This is a genomic window from Rheinheimera sp. (genome assembly GCF_037442345.1).
GTDB lineage: Bacteria > Pseudomonadota > Gammaproteobacteria > Enterobacterales > Alteromonadaceae > Pararheinheimera.
Window position 1 is genome coordinate 103,049 of sequence record NZ_JBBIQL010000010.1, and the last position, 21,000, is coordinate 124,048.

The window sequence follows — 21,000 nt, forward strand, 5'->3', positions numbered from 1 at the left end:
TCAGAATCAGCGCAGTTTTGCTGGAGCGATAAAAGAAAAAACAACAGACAAGCTGTTGTTTTTATTTAGATAAAAATAGATCTCTGACCAGAAATTAAGCAGTCTGGCGCGGCACAGGGCCACTGCTGCCACGTTCGAGCAGATGGAAAGGCAGGATCTCCCGGCTGCGTTTGAGTGGCTGGCGTTTAATCAGTTGCAGCAAGACTTCAACAGCGCGGCGGCCCATGTCGTTGGCCGGTTGGTCCACTGTGGTCAGTGGCGGGTCCATATAGGCCGACACCCGGATATTATCGAAGCCGGTCAGCGATATATCCTGCGGCACCCGCAGGCCCTGGCGTTTAATTTCGTGCAAAGCACCAATGGCGATGTCGTCGTTAAAGCAGACAATGGCGGTTGGCCGCACTGGTAACTTCAATAAGTCCTGCACACCACGGATGCCTGTCTCTATCTGATAACTGCCACCGACCAGCATTTGCTCGTCAAACTCCAGCCCTTCTTCCTGCAACACTGAACGGATACCGGCCAGCCGGTCATGGTGGATCTGGCTGGCAATCTGGCCGGCAATAATGCCAAAGCGCTGATGGCCATAACTGATCAGATGGTGGCTTAACGCCCGGCCAGCCGCGTAGTTATCTAACTCGATGACAGGAAATTTCTTTTCCCCTTCAATGCGTTCACAGACACTGACCATAGGCACCACGGCCGCCAGCTCGGCGTCTGCAGCGGAAAACGGAAAGGAATGGTCGAGCTGAATTAAACCATCGGCTCTGTTGGTCAGCACCATGCTGGCGTATTCGTTTTCCCGCTCGGCTTTGCCTTGGGTATCGCCCAGCAGCACCGAATAACCATTTTCCTGCGCCGCCTGTTCTATGCCTTCAATAATGCGCATAAAAAACGGGTTCACCAGGTTGGGAACCAGCACCACAATGGAATTGGATTTACCTGATTTGACGCTGGAGGCCAGCCAGTTCGGCCGGTAACCAGCCCGTTTTACCGCTTCCATCACTTTTTCACGGGTCTGGGCTGTCACCAGATCAGGGGACTTCAAGGTTCTGGACACAGTTGCCGTCGACACACCGGCTAACTCACTTACCTTTTTAATATTGGTCATGACCTTTTGAATTTCCTAACAAAATTCTTAAATCCGCAGATAAAATTTTACCTTTCACAGGCTGAACCTACCGACAAATCACGGCCAGGTTGTCTCAGCCAAACACCAGGGCTAGTTGACGTTTCACAGTTACTTTTACGTCAGCAATCCTTCATGTAAACGGTATCATCAGTCGGCAAATTTGCCAAATAGTAGCAGTTTACCGTGCTTATTATCCCTCTGGTAGGACAAGACCGTTTTTTTCTGGACAGAATCAAATGTAATCGTTTACAGTCAAAATCCGGGGAAAATGAACCGGTGTCAAATGGCCAGGCGATCACAAAAGCAGCCAACAGGAACACCGGGACAATCAGAGCTGAATGATGATAACTATTAAACAACTCAGCCTGCTTGCCGCTTTTAGTCTGGTTTTACCGGCTTGCAGCCAGCAGCAGAATCAACAACAGGCACCAGTGGATCTGGTACAACAGGACTTGGTCAGCTACGTCAATCCGTTGATGGGCACCGACTCCAAGTTCAGTTTATCCAATGGCAATACCTATCCGGCCGTCGCCATGCCATGGGGCATGCACTTCTGGACGCCGATGACGGCGGCTATGGGCGACGGCTGGACTTACAAATACCGCGACGACACTATTCGTGGTATTAAACAAACCCACCAACCCAGCCCCTGGTTGAACGACTATGGCGCCTTTTCGCTGATGGCGGTCACAGGTGAGCTGAAGTTTGAACAGGAACAACGGGCGTCCTGGTTTTCACATAAAGCCGAAACCTCAGGGCCGGATTATTATTCGGTCTACCTGGCCGACTATGACGTGACAGCGGAGGTAGCACCGACTGAACGCGCTGCCCAGTTCCGTTTTACTTTCCCGGATAACCAGCACAGCTACATTCTGCTGGACGCCTTTGATAAAGGCTCCAAAGTGCAGATTATTCCGGCCGAACGCAAAATTATCGGTTATGCCCGCAACAACCATGGCGGCGTACCGGACAACTTCCATAACTACTTTGTGCTGCAGTTTGATAAAGACTTCGAGCTGAGCCACACCTGGGGCGACAACTGGGCACTACAGCAAGGCAGCACTCAAAGTGAAGGCCAGCATGTTGGCGCCATTATTGGTTTTAAAACCAAAAAAGGTGAGCAGGTGCAGGTGAAAGTGGCCTCGTCTTTTATCAGCCCTGAACAGGCTGAACTCAACCTGCAGCGCGAAATTGGCAAGGATAACTTTGAGCAAACCCGCAGCAAAGCCCGCGCCAGCTGGCAGGCTGAACTGAGCAAAATCCGCCTGCACGACCAGGATCTAGACCAGGTTCGCACCTTTTATTCCACCCTGTACCGGGTGCTGCTGTTCCCACGTAAATTCTACGAACTGGACGCCAAAGACCAGGTGGTGCACTACAGCCCGTACAATGGCCAGGTGCTGCCGGGTTATCTATTTACCGACAATGGCTTTTGGGACACCTTCCGCGCTGTATTCCCGTTTTTCAGCCTGATGTACCCAGAGCTGAACAGCCAGATTATGCAAGGCCTGGTGAACACCTATCACGAATCCGGCTGGTTACCTGAATGGGCCAGCCCGGGCCACCGCGATGTGATGATCGGCTCCAACTCGGCCAATATTATTGCCGACGCCTATATGAAAGGTGTGCGGGGTTTTGATATCGACACCCTGTATCAGGCGATGAAAAAGAACGCTGAAGTGGACGCCGGACGGCCGGTGAAGTCGGTCGGCCGCGAAGGCGTGAACTACTACAACCAGCTGGGTTATGTGCCTTATGACTCAGGCATTCACGAAAACGTGGCCCGTAGTCTGGAGTATGCCTTTGCCGACTTTAACCTGTCGCAACTGGCTACAGCTCTTGGCAAAACCGACGACGCGGCGCTGTTTTTACAGCGGGCGCATAACTACCAGCAGCTGTTTGATCCACAAAGCGGCTGGATGCGTGGCAAAAACCAGGACGGTAGTTTCCAGAGCCCCTTTAACCCACTGAAATGGGGTGACGCCTTTACCGAAGGCAACGCCTTGCATTACAGCTGGTCGGTCTTCCATGACATTGCCGGATTAAAGCAGCTGATGGGCGGCGACCAGGCTTTTGTCGCCAAACTGGACCAGGTATTTGAGATGCCGCCGCTGTTTGACGACTCTTACTACGGTTTTACTATTCACGAAATCCGCGAAATGCAGATTGTGAATATGGGCAACTACGCCCATGGCAACCAGCCCATTCAGCACATGCTGTACCTGTACAACTACGCTGGCCAGCCATGGAAAGGTGAAGCCCGGCTGCGTGAAGTGATGAACAAACTCTATGCTGCCACGCCGGATGGTTATGCCGGTGATGAAGACAACGGCCAGACCTCGGCCTGGTATGTGTTCAGCGCTTTAGGGTTTTACCCTGTCACTCCGGGTGTGCCGCAGTATGTGCTGGGCAGCCCGCTGTTTGATAAAGCGGTGCTGAGCCTGCCAAACGGCAAGCAACTGACCATAAGCGCCAGCAACAACCTGGCTGACCACCCTTATGTGCAGCAGGTGCAGTTCAATGGCCAGACCCAGGCGCAAAGCTGGCTCAGCCATCAGGCACTGCTGCAAGGCGGTGAACTGCAGTTCAGCATGGGCGCCGCGCCAAATCAAAACCGGCTTGCAGGCCCGGATGCTGCCCCTTATTCCATGTCCACCAGCCACTAACCCTTCTGGCCAGAGCCCTGCTCTGGCCTTTTTCAGAGAGAATTTTTATGGCCACTTTCAGCTCAGCTCAGGCAGTGCAAAGCAGCGGTAAATCCAGCCAGTTTGCCTTTGCAGCCATGACCAGCCTGTTTTTTATCTGGGGTTTTGTTACTGCCCTGAACGATATTTTAATTCCACACCTCAAAGCCGCCTTTGAACTCAATTACTTTCAGGCGATGCTGGTGCAGTTTTGTTTTTTTGGTGCTTATTTCATTGTGTCGCCACTGGCCGGCAAACTGATTGAACGCATCGGTTATATTCGCGGCATTATTACCGGCCTGTTGACCATGGCGACCGGTTGCCTGCTGTTTTACCCGGCCGCCGAAGTGGCGGTTTATGGGGTGTTTTTGCTGGGCCTGTTTGTACTGGCCAGCGGCATTACCATTTTGCAGGTATCAGCCAACCCTTATGTTGCCATTCTGGGTGAAGAACGCACCGCCGCCAGCCGTTTAAGCCTGGCGCAGGCGATTAACTCCTTAGGCCATACCCTGGCACCACTCTTTGGGGCTGCGCTGATTTTTGGTGCCTTACATGCCGACAGTGCTAAAGCGGTACAGCTGCCTTACCTAATCCTGGCTGCGGCCGTGGTGGCTACCGCCATCGGATTTCGCTTTCTGCAACTGCCTGAGCTGAGCAGCCCTGCTGCCAGCGACAGTGAGCAGAAAGACAGCATCTGGCACCACAAACACCTGGTATTTGGTGCCATCGCTATTTTTGTCTATGTCGGTGCTGAAGTGTCGATTGGCAGCTTTTTGGTGAACTACTTCGCCCAACCGGATATTGCCGGCCTGAGTGAACAACAAGCGAGCCAGATGGTGTCCTATTATTGGGGTGGCGCTATGCTGGGCCGTTTTGCCGGTGCACTGATCACCCGCTGGATTGCGCCTGTGTATGTGCTGGCGTTTAACTCTGTAATTGCGGTGCTGTTACTGCTGGTGACTATTAACAGCACTGGCACTGTCGCCGTTTGGTCTGTACTGGCAGTGGGTTTCTTTAACTCTATTATGTTCCCGACTATTTTCACTCTGGCCATCCGTGGTCTGGGCGACTTAACCAGCCGGGGCTCAGGTTTATTATGTCAGGCCATTGTTGGTGGGGCTTTATTGCCACTGCTGCAAGGTCTGGTGGCAGATGCCAGCTCGGTGCAATGGAGTTTCCTGGTACCAGCACTGGCCTATTTCTACATTGGCTGGTATGCCTTATCCGGCAGCAACATCAGCCACAACTCAAGTGAGACTAAGGCAACATCATGAAAAACGTTCTTTGTTTCGGCGAAGCACTGATCGACTTCCTGCACATAGGTGCAACCAGCCAGGGGCCACTCAGCCTGCCGGAATTCCGCCAGTATCCGGGCGGTGCACCGGCTAATGCCGCCGTTGCTGTGGCACAACTGGGTGGACAGGCACGTTTTGCCGGCCAGGTTGGTGCGGACAAATTTGGTGATTTTCTGTCGTCTGCGCTTGAGCAGTACGGTGTCGATACCCGTTTTTTACTGCGCCACCCCAGCGCCAAAACCAGCCTGGCATTTGTGATGCTGGACGACAGCGGCGACCGCAGTTTTTCCTTTTATCGCCATGAAACCGCCGACGTGATGCTGACCCCGGCGCAAATCAGCCCGGACTGGTTCAACCCGGACGGCCTGGTACATATTTGCAGCAATACGCTGACCACCCCTGCTATTGCACAAAGCACCACAGCACTGATCGCGCAGGCCAAAGCCGCCGGTCAGTTTATTAGTTTTGATGTGAACCTGCGCCATAACCTGTGGGCGGCCGGAGCCGCCGACCGCGACGTGGTAAACGCGCTGGTCAAACAAGCCGATTTAGTGAAGTTCTCCCGCGATGAGCTGGAGTATTTAGCGCAAGGCCAATCCGAGGCGTACCTGCAGGACTGCCTGCACGCCGGTTGCGCTTTATTGCTGGTCACTGACGGTGCTAACCGCATCGATTTTTATGGCCAACAACACAGTGGCAGCATTCAGCCACCCAAAGTCAAAGCAGTCGACACCACAGCAGGCGGCGACGCCTTTATTGGTGGGGTGTTGTTTGGTCTGAGCGTACTGAACAGTCAGCAGGCCGTATTCAGCGATGCCGCTTTACTGAAGCAGCTGCTGACTTTCGCCAGTTTCTGTGGCGCTTATGCCGTGACGTTGCCGGGCGCCTTCCCGGCTTTACCTGATCAGCAGGCCGTAGCCCAGCTGATGCAACAGCACCAGCTGTCCCCGACCGACTTTGACCCAGCGTTTTTCCGGAGCCTGTGATGAATTTCTATTCTGAAGCCTTTTTACTTGAGCACTGCCAGAGCATTCTGGATTTTTACACCGACAAAGTGGTGGACCCAAGCGGCGGGTATCACCAGAACTATCTGGACGATGGCAGCCTGTTTGACACCCACTTTAAACAGCTGGTCAGCAGCACCCGTATTATTGTCAATTACGCGCTGGCGTCCCTGGTGTATGACAATGCCGATTACAAAGCCATAGCTCAGCATGGCCTGAACTATCTGGAGCAGGTGCACTGGCAGGCAGAAACACAGACCTACGCCTGGACCTTAAACAACCATCAGCCGCTGGATATGACCCAACAGGCTTATGGTTATGCCTTTGTGTTGCTGGCTTATTCGGCGGCGTACAAAGCCAAACTGATCGACTCTGCCGAGCCGTTAAAACACACTTATCAGTTGCTGGAGCAGCGCTTCTGGCAGGCGGATTATGGCCTCTATGCGGACGAAATCAGCGTGGCTGGCGAACTCAGCCCTTACCGTGGCCAAAACTCCAATATGCATTTGTGTGAAGCCATGCTGGCAGCTTTCGAAGCCTGTGGCGAGCCGCTGTTTTTACAACGCGCCAAAACCCTGGCCTACAACATTGCGGTGCGTCAGGCCGACCAGACCGGTGGCCTGGTGTGGGAACACTACAAACCAGATTTCAGCATCGACTGGGATTACAACAAAGACGACCCGAAAAACCTGTACCGCCCCTGGGGTTTCCAGCCTGGCCATCAGACCGAATGGACCAAACTGCTGCTGATTTTGCACCGCCATGCGCCGGAAGACTGGATGCTGCAACGCGCTGCTTCACTCTTTGATCAAGCCTACAGCAAAGCCTGGGACGCTGAGCACGGCGGCCTGATTTATGGCTTTGACCCACAAGGCCAGTGGTGTGACGACGACAAATATTTCTGGGTGCAGGCCGAAAGCCTGGCCGCGGCCGCCATGCTGCACCAGCAAAATGGCGACAGCAAATACCTGGAGCAGTACCAGTCGCTCTGGCAGTACAGCTGGCAGCATATGGTGGATCACCAATACGGTGCCTGGTTCCGTCTGTTGCACCGTGACAACAGCAAGTACTCCAACCAGAAAAGCGCCGCCGGTGCCAAGTGTGACTACCACACCTTATGTGCCTGCTTTGAAGTGTTACGTACTTTAGGCCTGAAAGCGCTGGCATAAGCCAGCGCAAGCCCCTGGTCCGGAGGAAGATGGATGCGAGTTGCTGTGATGACCCTGGCGGCGGCGCTGTTATTTGGCTGCGGCCAGAGCGCACAGACCCCACCCACTGCGTTTGACCCTTTGCCTTATGTAAACCCATTGATTGGCACAGACGGCAAAGGCAAAACCTACCCTGGCGCCACTGTGCCCCATGGCATGGTGCAATTAAGCCCGGACAATGGCCGCACCGGCTGGGACTGGATAGCAGGTTATTTCTACCCGGATAACCTGATTGCCGGCTTTAGCCATACCCATTTGTCCGGCACAGGCGCTGGCGACTTGTACGACATTTCTTTTATGCCGCTGACCCGGCCTTTTCAGCGCCAGCCGACGGAAGGCGGCCCGAATGGTGGAACAATAGTTTCTACCTTCAGCCACCAGCAGGAACAGGCCAAAGCCGGTTATTACCAGGTACTGCTGCAAGACTACGGCATTAATGTCGAACTGACGGCAGGGCCACGCAGTGGTCTGCAGCGCTACAGTTTTCCGGCTAACACCACCACTGGTGTGGTGCGGCTGGATTTAGGCTACAGCCGCAACTGGGACAAAACCACCGCCACTTATGTGCAGGTGATCGACCCTTACCATATTGCCGGTTACCGTAAATCCACCGGCTGGGCCAAAGACCAGCGGGTGTATTTTTACAGCCAGTTGTCGCAGCCGATCAGCAGCCATCAGATCATTGCCGACGCTAAAACCCTGTCCTCAGCAGAAGCTTCAGGCGTAGATATCGCGCTGGAAATGGATTTTGCACTGAATGGCCAGCCACTGCTGCTGCAAACCGCCATCAGCTCGGTCAGTATCGACAACGCCAAAGCCAATCTGCTGGCCGAACCTGCACTGCTGAATTTTGACGCCCTGCGCGCAGACGCCGAACAACGCTGGCGTCAGGAGCTAAGCCGCATTCAGGTGGAGGCGTCGGATGACAACAAAACCCAGTTTTATACCGCGATGTACCATGCCGCTTTAGCACCCCGGCTCTATTCCGACGTGGACGGCCGTTACAAAGGCCCGGACGGCAACATTCATCAAAGCAAAGACCAGCCACGCTATGAGTTCTTCTCGTTATGGGACAGCTTCCGCGCCTTGCACCCCTGGCTGACGCTGGTGAAACCCAAGCAAAACGCCGATATGCTGCAAAGCCTGCTGGCGCATTACCGCGAAGTGGGCCGCTTACCGGTCTGGAGTTTTGAAGGCAACGAAACCGATATGATGCTGGGTTACCACTCGGTGCCTGTGCTGGCGGACGCTTATTTAAAAGGCCAAATTGAACTGGACCCACAAGAGCTGCTGCAAGCCGCGCTGCACAGTGCCAGCCAGCAGGAATTTGGCCTGGCCAGCTACCAGCAACTGGGCTATGTGCCCTTTGAAGAGCGCAACTGGAACGTCGCGCTGACCATGGAATACGCCTTTGACGACTCGGCCATAGCCCGGCTGGCGGACGCCATAGGCCAACCTCAGGTCGCGGCCGAGTTTCAGCAGCGCGCGATGAATTACCGCAAGCATTTCGACCCGGCCTCGGGTTTTATGCGGGCGAAAAATCAGCAAGGGCAATTCCGTCAGCCGTTTGACCCCAATGCGTATCACCCGGAAGACTATTGCGAAGCCAATGCCTGGCAATACAACTTTTTTGTGCCACACGACATCCCGGGCATGATCGAGCTGATGGGCGGTCAACAGGCAGTGGCCGCCAAACTGGACGCCATGTTTAACACCGGACAAAAACCCGGTGAACTACCCGAGTGGATCTCAGGATATATAGGCCAGTATGTGCATGGCAACGAACCCAGCCACCATGTGCCTTACCTGTATCAGTATCTGGGGCAAGGTCATAAAACCCAGCTGTTGGTGCGCCGCATTATGAAGGAGCTGTACCATACGGCGCCGGACGGGCTGGCGGGGAACGAAGATGCAGGCCAGATGTCGGCCTGGTATTTATTCAGCGCTTTGGGCTTTTACCCGGTCGACCCGGTGTCGGGCCAGTATGTGTTAGGCAGCCCGGAAGTCACAAGCGCGTTAGTGCAGCTGGAAAACGGCAAACAGCTGCGTATCAGTACGGTCGACCAGGCTGACGATCACCCTTATGTCAAAGCGGTGTATTGGAATAACCTGCGCCTGAACCACTTTATGTTAAGCCACCAGCAACTGATGCAAGGTGGTGAACTGAAATTTGAAATGAGTGCAACGCCATGAAATCAGTGATACTCGGCCTGCTGCTTGGTTGCAGCTGTACAGTGCTGGCGGGCAACAGCCAGTATGTAAACCCCTTTATTGGCACCTCCAATTTCGGCGCCACCCACCCGGGCGCCCAGTACCCGAATGCGCTGGCCTCGGTGTCGCCCTTTAATGTGGCCTATGGCGGCGAGCTGAATAAATTTGAGAAAGACGCCGCCTGGAATTCGCGCGGTTACATTTATGAAAACCGTTACCTGACCGGTTATAGCCACCTGAATTTAAGCGGTGTCGGCTGCCCGGAAGCCGGGGTGTTGCTGCTGATGCCAACAACAGGCGAGTTAAATCTGGATGCCAAAACCTACGGCAGTACCTATTCCGCCGAACAGGCCAGCGCCGGTTATTACCGCCACAGCCTGGATAAATACGGTGTGACCAGCGAGCTGACCAGTACCTTACGCACCGGCTTAAGCCGTTTTACCTTCCCGGCCGGTCAGTCGCACCTGCTGCTGAATTTAGGCCTGGGCCTGACCAATGAAAGCGGCGGCAGTTTAACAATAGTGTCGGATCAGGAAATCGAAGGCAGCCGGATGATTGGCACCTTCTGCTACCACCCGGAAGATGTGCGGCCTGTGTATTTTGTCGCCCGCTTCAGCAAAGCGGCAACCCAAACCGGCGCCTTTAAGCAGATGCCGCAGTACCACAAGGTGGAAGCCGAATGGATGCAGTACAACAACAGCATCAAACCTTACCCGGGTTACCGCCAGCAGATGTCCGGCGATGAAATTGGCGCCTGGTTTAGTTTTAACACCAAAGCCAACGAACAGATTGAAGTGAAGCTGGGTATTTCCTTTGTCAGCATTGCCAATGCCCGCGCCAACCTGGACGCAGAGCAGCCGGGTTTCGACTTTGACAAAACCCGTCAGCAGTCTGTTTCCGCCTGGGACCAGCTGCTGGACAAGGTGCAGGTGAAAGGCAATGACCACAACAAAACGCTGCTGTACAGCGCGCTTTACCACAGCCTGATCCACCCGAATATTATTCAGGACGTCAACGGCGATTACCCACTGATGGGCCAAAGCGGCTTTGGCAATAGCGGCGGTAAAAACCGCTACAGCGTCTATTCGCTGTGGGACACCAACCGCAATGTGCACCCGCTGCTGAGCTTGCTGTACCCAGAGCTGCAAAGCGAAATGGTGCAATCGGCCGTGGCCATGGCCAACGAAAGTGGCTGGCTGCCGAAATGGGAGCTGTACGGCATGGAAACCCAGGTAATGGTGGGCGACCCCGGCACAGTGATGATTGCCGACAGTTACTTACGTGGCATTCGCGACTTTGACACCGAAGCGGCCTATAAAGCCATGCTAAGGGCGGCAGAACAGCCAGAGCAGAACCTGTTAAGACCGGAAAACCGCGACTATTTAAAGCTGGGTTATGTACCGGTCGACGACGAAGGCCCTTATGACGGCAGTGTCTCGACCAGCCTGGAGTATTACCTGGCCGACTTTAACTTAAGCCAGTTTGCCAGAGCGCTGGGCAAAACCAAAGACGCCGACACCTACCGGCAACGGGCGCAAAACTACCGGCTGCTGTTTGATCAAGAAAGCGGCATGCTGCGGCCGAAACAGCGCAGCGGCCAATGGTTAAGCCCTTACAACCCGGAGCTTGGCCGCAACTTTGAGCCGGCCCCTGGTTATATTGAAGGCAATGCCTGGAACTACCGTTTTTATGTGCCGCATGACACACCGGGTTTAATCGAATTGCTGGGCGGCGACCAGGCCTTTTTAACCCAGCTGGACGCCACCTTCAGCACCGGGAATTTTGATATGGCCAACGAGCCGGACATTACCTACCCCTACCTGTACCATTTTGTGCCAGGCCAGAGCTGGCGCAGCAGCGCACGGGTGCAGCAGCAAATTCAGCAGCATTTTGGCAATAAACCTGACGGGTTACCTGGCAATGATGACACCGGCACTCTATCGGCCTGGCTGGCATTTTCGATGCTGGGCCTGTACCCGGTCAGCCCGGGTCTGATGGATTACGCGCTGGTACAACCGAGCTTTGACGAAGTGACCATTCAGCTCAGCAGCACCTATTACAGTGGCAACACAGTGCGCATCCAAAACCAGCTGAAAGGCCCGCAACAGCCGGGCTCTAAATGGCTCTGGCAGCAACAGCCGCTTGGCAGCAGCTTTATCAGCCATCAACAACTGGTGAAAGGCGGCAACCTGAGCCTGCAGTAACAGTAGATAGCATCAGGGGCTGTAAAGAACAGCCCCTTCAGAGCTCCTGGCCAAACATCAGCCGGTGGCCGTCCGGCGTGCGAACACCAAACTCTCGCATGCCCCAGGCTTTGTCGGCCAATGGCTGAGTAAACTCGGCACCGGTTCGCTGGTACTGGGCATAAAGGCCAGCGGCATCATCGACCGTAATGTAACCATACCAGGAGTGATCGCCTAACTGATGCGCCGGGGTGGCATCCGTGCATTCCCCCAACATCACCCGAAAAGCGCCCAGCGCTAAAAAGCTCCAGCCCGGCGCTTCAAACTCCAGCTGCATGCCAAGCACCTGTTGGTAATAAAGCGTCGATCGCTCCAGATTTGCTACTGCCAGTACAAATCGTACTTTGCTGATTTCTGCCATCAGAGACTCCTTAGCGCCCAGTTAAACGTGCCGCCAGATTACAGCGGCTGCAGTTTAAGCTGAAGCAGTTGCACGGCGGCGCAAGGTCAGTACCATCATGACGATACACCATACCGCTGCTCCACCAATGGTTTGCTTTTTAGCCCAAGCAGCCGGCTCAGAGCATGGCGTTCAAGGCGTAGTGGATAAGCGCGGCAGCCACCAGCAATGCCAGTGATCCAAGCCAGCGAAAAGCTAGCCCCCAGACCGCAATGCGACTGGCCATCTGCCGGTGTTTAGCAGGCCCCAGCCAGAGTAAAAACCCAGTAGCCAGCCAGAGTACCAGCGCCAACAGCCAAAACAGCCAGTGTTCTGGCTGCTCATACGCCAGCCCAGTAAACAGCAGTGCCAGCACCAGCCGGCTGCCCACCTCAAAGCGGTGAAACCAACTCCGCTCTGAAAAACGCTGCACAGCTGCCGCAAAGCGTTGCGGCCAGCACAACATCCAGAGGCCAAAACCAGCCATCAGGCTTGCAAATAATAGCAATAGCAGCATTAGGGCGATCCTGTGTCACCTAGCCTTCAACCACCAGACTGATCGAAGTGTTATTTCGAACTGGTTATCGCAACCAGCTTATTTACCCAGTCGGATTAACCTGAAGCTACCGGCATAAGAGCTATGACCTCTTAAAGAATCTGACCAGTAGCCTTCAATAAAAGTGTCGCCATTGCGCTGCATCACCAACTGACGGTTGCTGCCCTGAATCGGATGCGTCCCCTGTATCAACCAAAGTTCGCCCTGCTTGCGGACATCTTCAGGTTTAAAACTGGACACATGCGAGACACTCATACCATTGATGTAACGGGTCATAGTGGAGGTTTGTTGGCTGCTGAATTCCAATAGCACCATATCAGCATCTCCAACCGAAGAAACCATCACACCTATCCAGACGCCATCCATCTCATCTGCAGAAGTGGGTTGCAATGCTTTCAGCTGCGGTAAACGGGCATCCAGAAAACGCCGTACCGTGGACTGCGATTTTTGCTGCGCCAATCTGTAGTGGTCGCTCAAAATGGGCTTGCCTGTTTCATCATGCACAATATGTAGCACTGTAAAATAGTCATCCAGATAAGGCGTAAGAATAAGCCGGACAAATTCGTTAGGACGTCTCGTATTAGTGGCTTCTACAATGCATTCAGTGACACTGCATTTCACCTGATCATCACTAAACAAATAGAACTCAATTTGTTTAAAACCGGCCGATAATTTGGCGGAAACTAACCTGTGCGGACCCTTTTCATTAATTTCCAGCACTTGGTAAAACATATCGTCCGAACTGATACCTTCCCATAGCCCCGGCGACAACTTCAGGGGCTCAGCTTGCGACTCTGCCTGCAAAGTGAAAGCACTAAGCGCGATCACTAACACAAAAAACAACTTCAACATTTCAATCGTCCTTGAACAAAAACCATCGCAATTAAGCACTGCCAAAGCCTTCAGTCAAGCCTCGCCTGTACGGCCTGCTGTGCTTGTTTATACAGCAGCGCCGCAAACAGCAGTTCAATCATGGCACCAGCTATAGCACCTGTTGCCGCATTAGCTTGAGTCGCCAGCACCACAAAAGCAGCAATAGCCAGCGTGATGCCACAGGCCCAATACAGCTTCAGGCCATACAAGGTCTGAAAAGTCAGGTAACGGCCGCCAATCACCAGTAACATGGCGGGGAAAAACCAGTCCAGCCGGTACAGCGACAAGCCATACGTCAGCGGTAACGAAAACATCAGCCACAGGGTGTTTTCCAGCGCCAGCGGCCCTAAGGGATTACTCTTCTGATGGGTGGCTTTGCGCCCAGCCAGTCTGGCCAACAGCAACCCCAGTGGATGGATAAAGATACCCCCAATCAACAAGGCCCAGACCGCCATCTCTGCCCCGGCCTGCACAGCGACAGTTGCAGCTGAAACCCAGACCAAAGCCGAAGCTAACACGCCGGGGGCTCCATGCTGATAGGCCTCGCGCATATCCTGTTGTGCTGTGGTCAGACTGTCGTTTGTTATTGTTGTCATTGCTTAGTCCTGTTGTTGGTTGAGTTCAGGTTTTTGCACTACCAACCAGCAGTGCAATTCAGGGTATTGGTCAAATTCCAGATGTCGGCACTGCAGGCCCTGCTCTGCAATCAGTTGCAGATAACCGCTAACGCCTAATGAAGCGTAATAAAGCGCAGGCCCCATGCTGGCATCCAGATGTTCGCCTGGTGCATCAACCCCACCGGCCGAAAACATCAGCACGCCGCCCGGAGCCAGCGCGGCCATCAGTTTTTTCAGCACCAAGGCCTGCTGCGACAACTCGATATGCCAAAGGCTGTCCCAGGCACTGATCAGGCTGTAGTGTTCCGTCGGTTGCCAGCGGACTATATCGGCTGCCCAAAAGGTCAATGTCGGGTGGCGTTGTCGCGCCAGCTGCAGCATTTGTGCAGAAATATCCACCCCTTGCGGCTGATAGCCCTGTTGCAGCATCAGCTCCAAAAAACGGCCTGTGCAGCCACAGCCGACATCCAGCGCCGGGCCGGGCGAAGCAACAAACGCCATAGCCCGTTGCAACTGGGCCAGGCCATTGCTGCGGTTAAAACTGTCGCGGGTCCATAAATGGGTGATTTGGTCGTACGCCTGGCCTATTTGTTCTGGTGTCATAGCGGTCACCACTTCATTCAAGCTCAAATGGCAGGCATGAAGTGCCCTGGTGATAGATCATCTGCCAGTGCTGTTGCTGGCGCCGCCAAATGGAGCAGCGCTGCGAATAAGCAGGATCAGCCCCTGCTCTGGTCACTATGGCCAGATACAACAGCTGCGCATGATCAGGCCCTAACCACCTGAGCTGATAATTCCCGGCCTGAATTTTTGGCGCCTGTTCGTCCGGCAATCGCTGCAGAACATTCTGTTTGCCATAGAGCAACCCGGCCGCATTGATTTCAACAAAATCATCGGCGATCAGTGCAGTCAAACGTTCGGGGCAAGCTCTGGTTTCCGGCTGAAATAGCAGCTGCTCCAGCGCAACCAGCTGTTGCTTTAATTGGTTCAGCTCCAGGTTATTCACAATGCCAGCGCCTTAGCTGCTGCGGCTTTTGCGTGTAACGCCGTGGTATCGAACAAGGGCACGGCCGCGTCGGCTGGCTCCACCAATAAGCCTATCTCAGTGCAACCCAGAATAATGGCTTGTGCGCCTTGTGCGACCAACTGCTGCATCACCTGCTGATACTGCAGACGCGATTCCGGCAACACCTTGCCCAGACAGAGCTCCTGATAGATCACCTGATGCACCAGTTCCCGGCCGGCCTGGTCCGGCACCAGCACCTGCAAGCCATGCTGTTGCAAGCGCTCAGTGTAAAAGTCCTGCTCCATGGTAAAGCGGGTGCCGAGCAACCCCACAGTGCGCAGCCCGGCCTGTTGAATCGCCTGAGCAGTCGGGTCGGCAATATGCAACAGCGGAATAGTGACGGCCGCTTCAATTGCCGCCGCCACTTTATGCATGGTATTGGTACAGAGCACGATAAAGTCAGCACCAGCGGCCTGCAGCGACTGCGCCGCCTGCGCCAGCACAGCCCCGGCTTGTACCCAGTCACCGTTGCGCTGCAGCTGTTCAATCTGCTGAAAATCCACGCTGTACAGCACCAACCGGGCCGAATGCAGTCCGCCCAGTTGTTGTTTCACCTGCTCATTGATCTGACGGTAATAAGGAATGGTCGATTCCCAGCTCATACCGCCCAATAACCCTATGGTTTTCATTTGCTTGCCTGTGCAGCAGAAAAAGACAGCTCCAAGTTAACCTGAATTTAACAAGCTGAAAAGTACCTTGATACACAAGCCCGGGCTATGGTGGGCATAGTGGCTAACAGAGTCCATTCATCCTGGCGCCGGCATGGCTCTGGCCACTATGGCTGCGCAATCCGTCTCAGCACTTAAGGTACCGTACTGGTAATACGGCTGCGGGCCCAGGCGGGAGTGCACAAAAGCCAGGGCGATCAAAGGTTCGCCGTAGACCAGCAAAGTCGCCGCCTGCCAGCACAACGCCAGTTGTTCCATCAGCTGGCGGGCCCGTGATTCGAGCTGATGTGAGTCTGTCAGCTGGTGTAACAGACTGTCGAGTTTCTGATCAAACAACGGCTGCTGACCACGAGCCAGCTCCAGTTCCGCCAGCAGCGCCGCCAGGGTGTCCGGCTCGCGTTGCAGCACCCGCAATAAATCCAGACACTGCACATTGCCAGACCCTTCCCAAATGGAGTTGACCGGCGCTTCGCGGTACAGGCGGCTGCAGATATTGTCATTGACATAACCAACACCCCCCAGACATTCCATGGCTTCATAAGTCTGCCCAATGGCTCTTTTGCAAATCCAGTATTTGCCGATGGCGGTGGCACAACGCACCAACGCCGCCTGAGCGGGCTGCTGTTTTTGGTCCAACGCATAGGCAATTCGCATCGAAATGGCCAGCGCCGCTTCAGCTTCAATGGCCAGATCGGCCAGTACATTCAGCATCAATGGCTGCTGATGCAGGTTTTTGCCAAACACGCTGCGGCCCGCCGTATGCCAGATGGCTTCTTTCGCGGCCTGCAACATCAGCGCCGACGAACCCAACATGCAGTCGTAACGGGTTAAGGCCACCATTTGGATAATAGTGTGAATGCCGCGGCCTTCTTCTCCCAGCAACCAGCCATAAGCCCCACGCAGTTCAATTTCCGAACTGGCATTGGATTGATTACCCAGTTTGTTTTTCAGCCGCTGAATATGCACCGGGTTTTTACTGCCGTCGTCGCGCCAGCGCGGCACTAAAAAGCAGGACAACTTGCCCTTTGTTTGCGCCAGCATTAAAAACGCATCACACATTGGGGCTGAGCAAAACCACTTATGCCCCACCAGGCTATACAACTGGCCGGGGCCCGGCTGGCTCAGGGCCGTGGCTGTGGTGGTATTGGCCCGCACATCCGATCCACCCTGCTTTTCCGTCATCGCCATACCTATGGTGACACCGTTTTTTTCAAACCAGGGCTTATTGCTGCCGTCATACTGGCCGGACAGAAGTTTCGGTAACCAGCGCGCAGCAATATCCGGCTGCGAGGCGATGGCAGGTACAGCAGCGAAGGTCATGGTCAAGGGGCAGCCTGAACCTGGGTCGGCATGGTTATGCAACACCGCAATGGCCGCCCGCACCAGATGGGCGCCAGGTTGTGGACTGGTCCAGGGCAAATGGCAATGGCCTGCTTCAATGGCTGTTTGCATAAGCTGATGGTAAGCCGGGTGGTAATCAACCTGATCAATCCGCTGACCAAACCTGTTATGCGGCTGAAACTCCGGCAGATGTTTATTGGCCAAAAAGCCGGCTTCCAGCCCCTGATGCCCGACAAATTCGCCAAAAGCCTGCAGCTGCGTTTCGCCCCAGCCGCCACCAAATTTGTGCAGCCAGTACTGCAGCACTGTATCGGCCTTAAACGCATTGTACTGCTGCAAAGGGTGCGGCTGGTTCAACACCTGATGGGTGTCACTGCTGTGCGCTGAAAATAAATCGGTCATGGTGGGTGCCCGCTGTTTGCTGTCACTGGTCACACCACCCTAGCCCAAGCCAGGCAGAAGTTGCAATGCCAGCGAGCTGGTGTTGGGGCTGTTCCCAGCACAAAACCAGCAACCACTCGGGTATCAGACCGGCTCAGACAAAACTCAGCACCAGGCCAATCACCACCCCTGTGACCAATAGCTGCAGCAGGCAATAGCCCATTATATCTTTGGCTTTCAGGCCTGCTATTGCCAGTACCGGTAAAGCCCAGAAAGGTTGGATCAGATTGGTCCAGGCGTCGCCCCAGGCCACCGCCATCGCGATACGGTTCACTTCTGCACCCAGCTCCAGCGCGGCCGGGATCATCACAGGCGCCTGCACGGCCCACTGGCCACCGCCAGATGGGATAAAGATGTTGATAAAACCTGCGCTGATAAAGGTCCAGAATGCCAGACTGTCGGCGCTGGAAAAACTGACAAACCATTGGGACAAACTGGCGGCCAGACCGGACTGCAGCATCACTGCCATAATGCCGGCGTAAAACGGAAACTGAATCACAATGCCAGCGCCGCCCTGAATTGCCTGCTGCAGGCTATTCAATAAACGCCTTGGGGTGCCGTGCAGCACAATGGCCAGCATTAAAAACAGAAAGTTAACGATATTCAGGTTCAGGCCACCGGCCTTGGCAAAGTAGTTCAGCAGATAAGCCAGACCCGCCAGCCCGACCAGCAACGCCAACAGGCCGCTGTTTTCCAGTCGGTCGGCAGGCCGTTGTTGGGGTGGCTCTGGCATCCGTTGCTCCTGCAATAATGCCGGCTCTACCGCTTTAAGATCATGGGCTTTGGGCTGCATCAGCCAGTTCAGCAGCGGCACAGTCACCACAAGGGCCAGCACAGCGCAGAGGTTAAAGACAGAGAAAATAGTGTCGCTGGTGGGGATAAGGCCGATTTGCGCTTCGGCAAAATGGCCCGGTGTCGCAATGGTTAAAGGCACAGACCCTGACAAACCGCCATGCCAGACCACAAAACCCGAATAAGCACTGGCCACCAGCAGGGCATAATCTACCCGCACCCGCCGCGCCAGGGCTTTGGCAAATAACGCGCCCACCACCAAACCAAAACCCCAGTTCAGCCAGCTGGCGGCTAAGGACAGCAGTGTCACCAGCACAATGGCCTGACCACTGCTTTTTGCCAGCCCGGCCAGCCGGTTCAGCAGGCTGTTTACCAAGGGCGTGCTGGCCAACATAAACCCGGTCACCAGCACCAGCAGCATCTGCATGGAAAAACTCAGCAGGCCCCAGAAGCCGTCTCCCCACATCTGCAGCACCGCCAGCGGGCTGTGCGGCTGAGTCAGCACAGCGGCCAGCCCCACCAACACAGTCAGCAGTAACACCAACACATAAGGGTCCGGCAGGTAACGTTCGGTCAGTTTGACCAGGGGTTTGGCAAGGGCATTTAGCATGGCGTTTTCGCTCTTGTTATCAGCTAGTGGCTTACCATAAGGCGAATTATCCGTTCAGGCAATCGCCTGGGGTCAGCTGATCCCAGGCGAGGCTCGGGCAAGGCGGGGTTAGTTTATTTTCTGCACCCGGTCAAAAGCCGCAGGTTGAATGCCTGGGTTGGCCACCAGATACTGCTCCAGCACCTCCAGGTCCAACCCGCCGGTCAGCGGCTCTGTCGCTTCGGTAAATACCGAAAACCCATCGGCACCTGAAGCAATAAAGTTATTAATAGTGACGCGGTAGCTCTGTGCCATCTGCAGTGGCTGGCCATTCAGCTGCATGCTGCCCGGCACTACTTTCTGTCCCAGTGGTTTGCGGTCATCCCACTGGTAACTAAATCCTTTGGACACTTGCAGCATTTCGTATTCCTGGCCGTCCGGGCGGAACTGCTGCTCCAGAATACGGCGCAGCTGGTCGCCGGTCAGGCTGACGGTGATCAGGTTATTGGAAAAGGGTTGCACCGCATAAATATCGCCAAAGCTGATTTGGCCATTCGGGCCCGGTTGCAACGCGGCGCGCACACCTCCCCCATTCATCAGGGCCATGACCGCAGCCCCTTTGTCTGCGGCTGAGGTCGCCGCCAGGTGCGCGTCGGCCAGCAACTGACCTATGGCCGAAGCACCGGACTCATCCGGATCCCGGCTGAACTCGGCACCAATGCGGCTGACGACTCTGTTCGCCAGCGGGGCACTTAAGGCTTCATAACGGGCGATCAGCGCGGTTTGCGCCGGTTCGGCTTTAAACTGACTGTGACGCACCACCAGATTGTTGGCGCGACTGCTCACTACATCCCGACTGTTGCGGTCAAGTTGCAAGTCAATTTCAGTGACTAACGTGCCGTATCTGTGGCCACTGGTGACTAAACGGCCGTCAATTTCACAGGTATAAGCTTCGTGGGTATGGCCGCTGACAATCAAGTCCACCGCTTTATCCATCTGTTTGACAATCTGCACAATAGGGCCGGAAATGCCAGGGCATTCGTTAATGCTGCCCACTGGAGTGCCGCCTTCATGGATCAGCACCACAATGGCCTCCACCCCTTTGGCTTTCAGCTCTGGCACCAGTGCATTTACCGTGTCGGCTTCGTCGGCAAAGGTTAAGCCGGCCACACCCCCGGCTGACACCAGCTTACTGGTGCCCTCCAGCGTCAGGCCAATAAAAGCCACAGGCACGCCGTCAAAGTCTTTGATTTGGTAGGCAGGTAATACAGTTTTACCGCTGTCGGTATACCTGGTGCTGGCAGCCAGATACTGAAAGCTGGCGCCTGTGAATGAATGGCCCGGCGTACAACCCTGCACCGGGTGACAGCCGCCCTTTTGTTTACGCAGCAGCTCGGCCAGACCATGGTCAAATTCGTGGTTGCCTACCGCAGCCAGGTCCAGCCCCATCAGGTTCAATGATTCAATGGTTGGCTCGTCATGAAACAGCGCCGACAGCAGCGGCGAGGCGCCAATTAAATCCCCCGCCGCCACAAACACATGGTTCGGGTTTTTACTTTTCAGCTCTGCCACCGCCGTGTGGATATATTCCACGCCACCGGCCTGCACTTCGACCGCCACATCTGGCTGGGCCGGGTCTTCGCCTTTTACCTTCACACCTTTGCCAGGCGTTTTTAAATTGCCGTGCAGGTCATTAATGGCCAGCACTTTGACCGACACTGTGTCAGATACCGGCGCCTGACTGGCGCAGCTGCTCAGCAGCAGCGCGGAAAGAATGGCGCAGCACACAGCTGCAGGGCGAAATACAGACGTCATTGGCACTCCAAACGGGACGCAAAAATAAGTGGCGATAGTAACACAGCAAAAATGACAGTCTGCCTGTTCTGCGCTGGTCCGGCTCA

17 protein-coding genes are annotated in these 21,000 nt (G+C 54.8%); 6 read left to right on the forward strand and 11 right to left on the reverse strand.

What is annotated here, in order from left to right:
• Window positions 1–94: 94 nt before the first annotated feature.
• Window positions 95–1,111, reverse strand: coding sequence for a LacI family DNA-binding transcriptional regulator (locus tag WKJ04_RS07805; protein WP_337842441.1), 1,017 nt, complete (start codon window positions 1,109–1,111; stop codon window positions 95–97).
• 362 nt (window positions 1,112–1,473) lie between these two features.
• Between WKJ04_RS07805 and WKJ04_RS07810 the strand changes: the two genes are divergently transcribed.
• From WKJ04_RS07810 to WKJ04_RS07835, 6 genes are read left to right on the forward strand one after another with little or no spacing between them, the layout of a single operon-like run.
• The gene (locus WKJ04_RS07810; protein ID WP_337879918.1) at window positions 1,474–3,798 is read left to right on the forward strand and encodes a GH92 family glycosyl hydrolase; all 2,325 of its coding nucleotides are present in this window, start codon (window positions 1,474–1,476) and stop codon (window positions 3,796–3,798) included.
• 47 nt (window positions 3,799–3,845) lie between these two features.
• Window positions 3,846–5,090 carry a sugar MFS transporter gene (locus tag WKJ04_RS07815; RefSeq protein ID WP_337879919.1) on the forward strand — a complete coding sequence of 415 codons (1,245 nt, stop codon included), beginning with the start codon at window positions 3,846–3,848 and terminating at the stop codon, window positions 5,088–5,090.
• Window positions 5,087–6,097, forward strand: a complete 1,011-nt coding sequence (locus WKJ04_RS07820; protein WP_337879920.1) for a carbohydrate kinase — start codon at window positions 5,087–5,089, stop codon at window positions 6,095–6,097. The genes WKJ04_RS07815 and WKJ04_RS07820 overlap by 4 nt, the downstream gene beginning before the upstream one ends.
• Window positions 6,097–7,284, forward strand: coding sequence for an AGE family epimerase/isomerase (locus WKJ04_RS07825; protein WP_337842445.1), 1,188 nt, complete (start codon window positions 6,097–6,099; stop codon window positions 7,282–7,284). Before WKJ04_RS07820 ends, WKJ04_RS07825 begins: the two co-directional genes overlap by 1 nt.
• Window positions 7,285–7,317: 33 nt before the next feature.
• Entirely contained in the window at window positions 7,318–9,516 is a 2,199-nt protein-coding gene (locus tag WKJ04_RS07830) for a GH92 family glycosyl hydrolase (protein ID WP_337879921.1), read from the forward strand.
• Window positions 9,513–11,738 (forward strand): GH92 family glycosyl hydrolase, encoded by a 2,226-nt coding sequence (locus WKJ04_RS07835; protein ID WP_337879922.1) that lies wholly within the window; start codon window positions 9,513–9,515, stop codon window positions 11,736–11,738. Before WKJ04_RS07830 ends, WKJ04_RS07835 begins: the two co-directional genes overlap by 4 nt.
• 37 nt (window positions 11,739–11,775) lie before the next feature.
• Here WKJ04_RS07835 and WKJ04_RS07840 read toward each other — a convergent pair whose 3' ends face one another.
• From WKJ04_RS07840 to WKJ04_RS07885, 10 genes are all read right to left on the reverse strand, one after another.
• A complete protein-coding gene (locus tag WKJ04_RS07840; protein ID WP_337879923.1) occupies window positions 11,776–12,138 on the reverse strand; it encodes a VOC family protein in 363 nt (120 codons plus the stop codon).
• A gap of 157 nt (window positions 12,139–12,295) precedes the next feature.
• Entirely contained in the window at window positions 12,296–12,673 is a 378-nt protein-coding gene (locus WKJ04_RS07845) for a hypothetical protein (protein WP_337879924.1), read from the reverse strand.
• A 78-nt stretch (window positions 12,674–12,751) separates the two neighbouring features.
• The gene (locus tag WKJ04_RS07850; protein WP_337879925.1) at window positions 12,752–13,564 is read right to left on the reverse strand and encodes a hypothetical protein; all 813 of its coding nucleotides are present in this window, start codon (window positions 13,562–13,564) and stop codon (window positions 12,752–12,754) included.
• Between the two features lie 50 nt (window positions 13,565–13,614).
• The gene (locus WKJ04_RS07855; RefSeq protein ID WP_337879926.1) at window positions 13,615–14,181 is read right to left on the reverse strand and encodes a hypothetical protein; all 567 of its coding nucleotides are present in this window, start codon (window positions 14,179–14,181) and stop codon (window positions 13,615–13,617) included.
• Window positions 14,182–14,184: 3 nt separating this feature from the next.
• Window positions 14,185–14,805 carry a class I SAM-dependent methyltransferase gene (locus tag WKJ04_RS07860; RefSeq protein ID WP_337879927.1) on the reverse strand — a complete coding sequence of 207 codons (621 nt, stop codon included), beginning with the start codon at window positions 14,803–14,805 and terminating at the stop codon, window positions 14,185–14,187.
• A 13-nt stretch (window positions 14,806–14,818) separates the two neighbouring features.
• Complete coding sequence (locus tag WKJ04_RS07865; RefSeq protein WP_337879928.1) at window positions 14,819–15,208, reverse strand: DUF4440 domain-containing protein; 390 nt, start codon at window positions 15,206–15,208, stop codon at window positions 14,819–14,821.
• Window positions 15,205–15,897 carry an aspartate/glutamate racemase family protein gene (locus WKJ04_RS07870; RefSeq protein ID WP_337879929.1) on the reverse strand — a complete coding sequence of 231 codons (693 nt, stop codon included), beginning with the start codon at window positions 15,895–15,897 and terminating at the stop codon, window positions 15,205–15,207. Before WKJ04_RS07870 ends, WKJ04_RS07865 begins: the two co-directional genes overlap by 4 nt.
• A 117-nt stretch (window positions 15,898–16,014) precedes the next feature.
• Window positions 16,015–17,679 (reverse strand): acyl-CoA dehydrogenase family protein, encoded by a 1,665-nt coding sequence (locus WKJ04_RS07875; protein WP_337879930.1) that lies wholly within the window; start codon window positions 17,677–17,679, stop codon window positions 16,015–16,017.
• A gap of 133 nt (window positions 17,680–17,812) precedes the next feature.
• Window positions 17,813–19,120: a TIGR00366 family protein gene (locus tag WKJ04_RS07880; protein WP_337879931.1), complete on the reverse strand. Its 1,308-nt coding sequence runs from the start codon at window positions 19,118–19,120 to the stop codon at window positions 17,813–17,815.
• Between the two features lie 108 nt (window positions 19,121–19,228).
• The gene (locus WKJ04_RS07885) at window positions 19,229–20,914 is read right to left on the reverse strand and encodes a bifunctional metallophosphatase/5'-nucleotidase (protein WP_337879932.1); all 1,686 of its coding nucleotides are present in this window, start codon (window positions 20,912–20,914) and stop codon (window positions 19,229–19,231) included.
• Window positions 20,915–21,000: the final 86 nt, after the last annotated feature.

Bases quoted from the DNA above. Each gene is read 5' to 3' on its own strand.
- WKJ04_RS07850 (WP_337879925.1), bottom strand. From the start codon at position 13,564: ATGTTGAAGTTGTTTTTTGTGTTAGTGATCGCGCTTAGTGCTTTCACT.
- WKJ04_RS07860 (WP_337879927.1), bottom strand. From the start codon at position 14,805: ATGACACCAGAACAAATAGGCCAGGCGTACGACCAAATCACCCATTTA.
- WKJ04_RS07820 (WP_337879920.1), top strand. From the start codon at position 5,087: ATGAAAAACGTTCTTTGTTTCGGCGAAGCACTGATCGACTTCCTGCAC.
- WKJ04_RS07825 (WP_337842445.1), top strand. From the start codon at position 6,097: ATGAATTTCTATTCTGAAGCCTTTTTACTTGAGCACTGCCAGAGCATT.
- WKJ04_RS07870 (WP_337879929.1), bottom strand. From the start codon at position 15,897: ATGAAAACCATAGGGTTATTGGGCGGTATGAGCTGGGAATCGACCATT.
- WKJ04_RS07855 (WP_337879926.1), bottom strand. From the start codon at position 14,181: ATGACAACAATAACAAACGACAGTCTGACCACAGCACAACAGGATATG.
- WKJ04_RS07885 (WP_337879932.1), bottom strand. From the start codon at position 20,914: ATGACGTCTGTATTTCGCCCTGCAGCTGTGTGCTGCGCCATTCTTTCC.
- WKJ04_RS07845 (WP_337879924.1), bottom strand. From the start codon at position 12,673: ATGCTGCTATTGCTATTATTTGCAAGCCTGATGGCTGGTTTTGGCCTC.
- WKJ04_RS07830 (WP_337879921.1), top strand. From the start codon at position 7,318: ATGCGAGTTGCTGTGATGACCCTGGCGGCGGCGCTGTTATTTGGCTGC.
- WKJ04_RS07835 (WP_337879922.1), top strand. From the start codon at position 9,513: ATGAAATCAGTGATACTCGGCCTGCTGCTTGGTTGCAGCTGTACAGTG.
- WKJ04_RS07805 (WP_337842441.1), bottom strand. From the start codon at position 1,111: ATGACCAATATTAAAAAGGTAAGTGAGTTAGCCGGTGTGTCGACGGCA.
- WKJ04_RS07875 (WP_337879930.1), bottom strand. From the start codon at position 17,679: ATGACCGATTTATTTTCAGCGCACAGCAGTGACACCCATCAGGTGTTG.
- WKJ04_RS07880 (WP_337879931.1), bottom strand. From the start codon at position 19,120: ATGCTAAATGCCCTTGCCAAACCCCTGGTCAAACTGACCGAACGTTAC.
- WKJ04_RS07815 (WP_337879919.1), top strand. From the start codon at position 3,846: ATGGCCACTTTCAGCTCAGCTCAGGCAGTGCAAAGCAGCGGTAAATCC.
- WKJ04_RS07840 (WP_337879923.1), bottom strand. From the start codon at position 12,138: ATGGCAGAAATCAGCAAAGTACGATTTGTACTGGCAGTAGCAAATCTG.
- WKJ04_RS07810 (WP_337879918.1), top strand. From the start codon at position 1,474: ATGATAACTATTAAACAACTCAGCCTGCTTGCCGCTTTTAGTCTGGTT.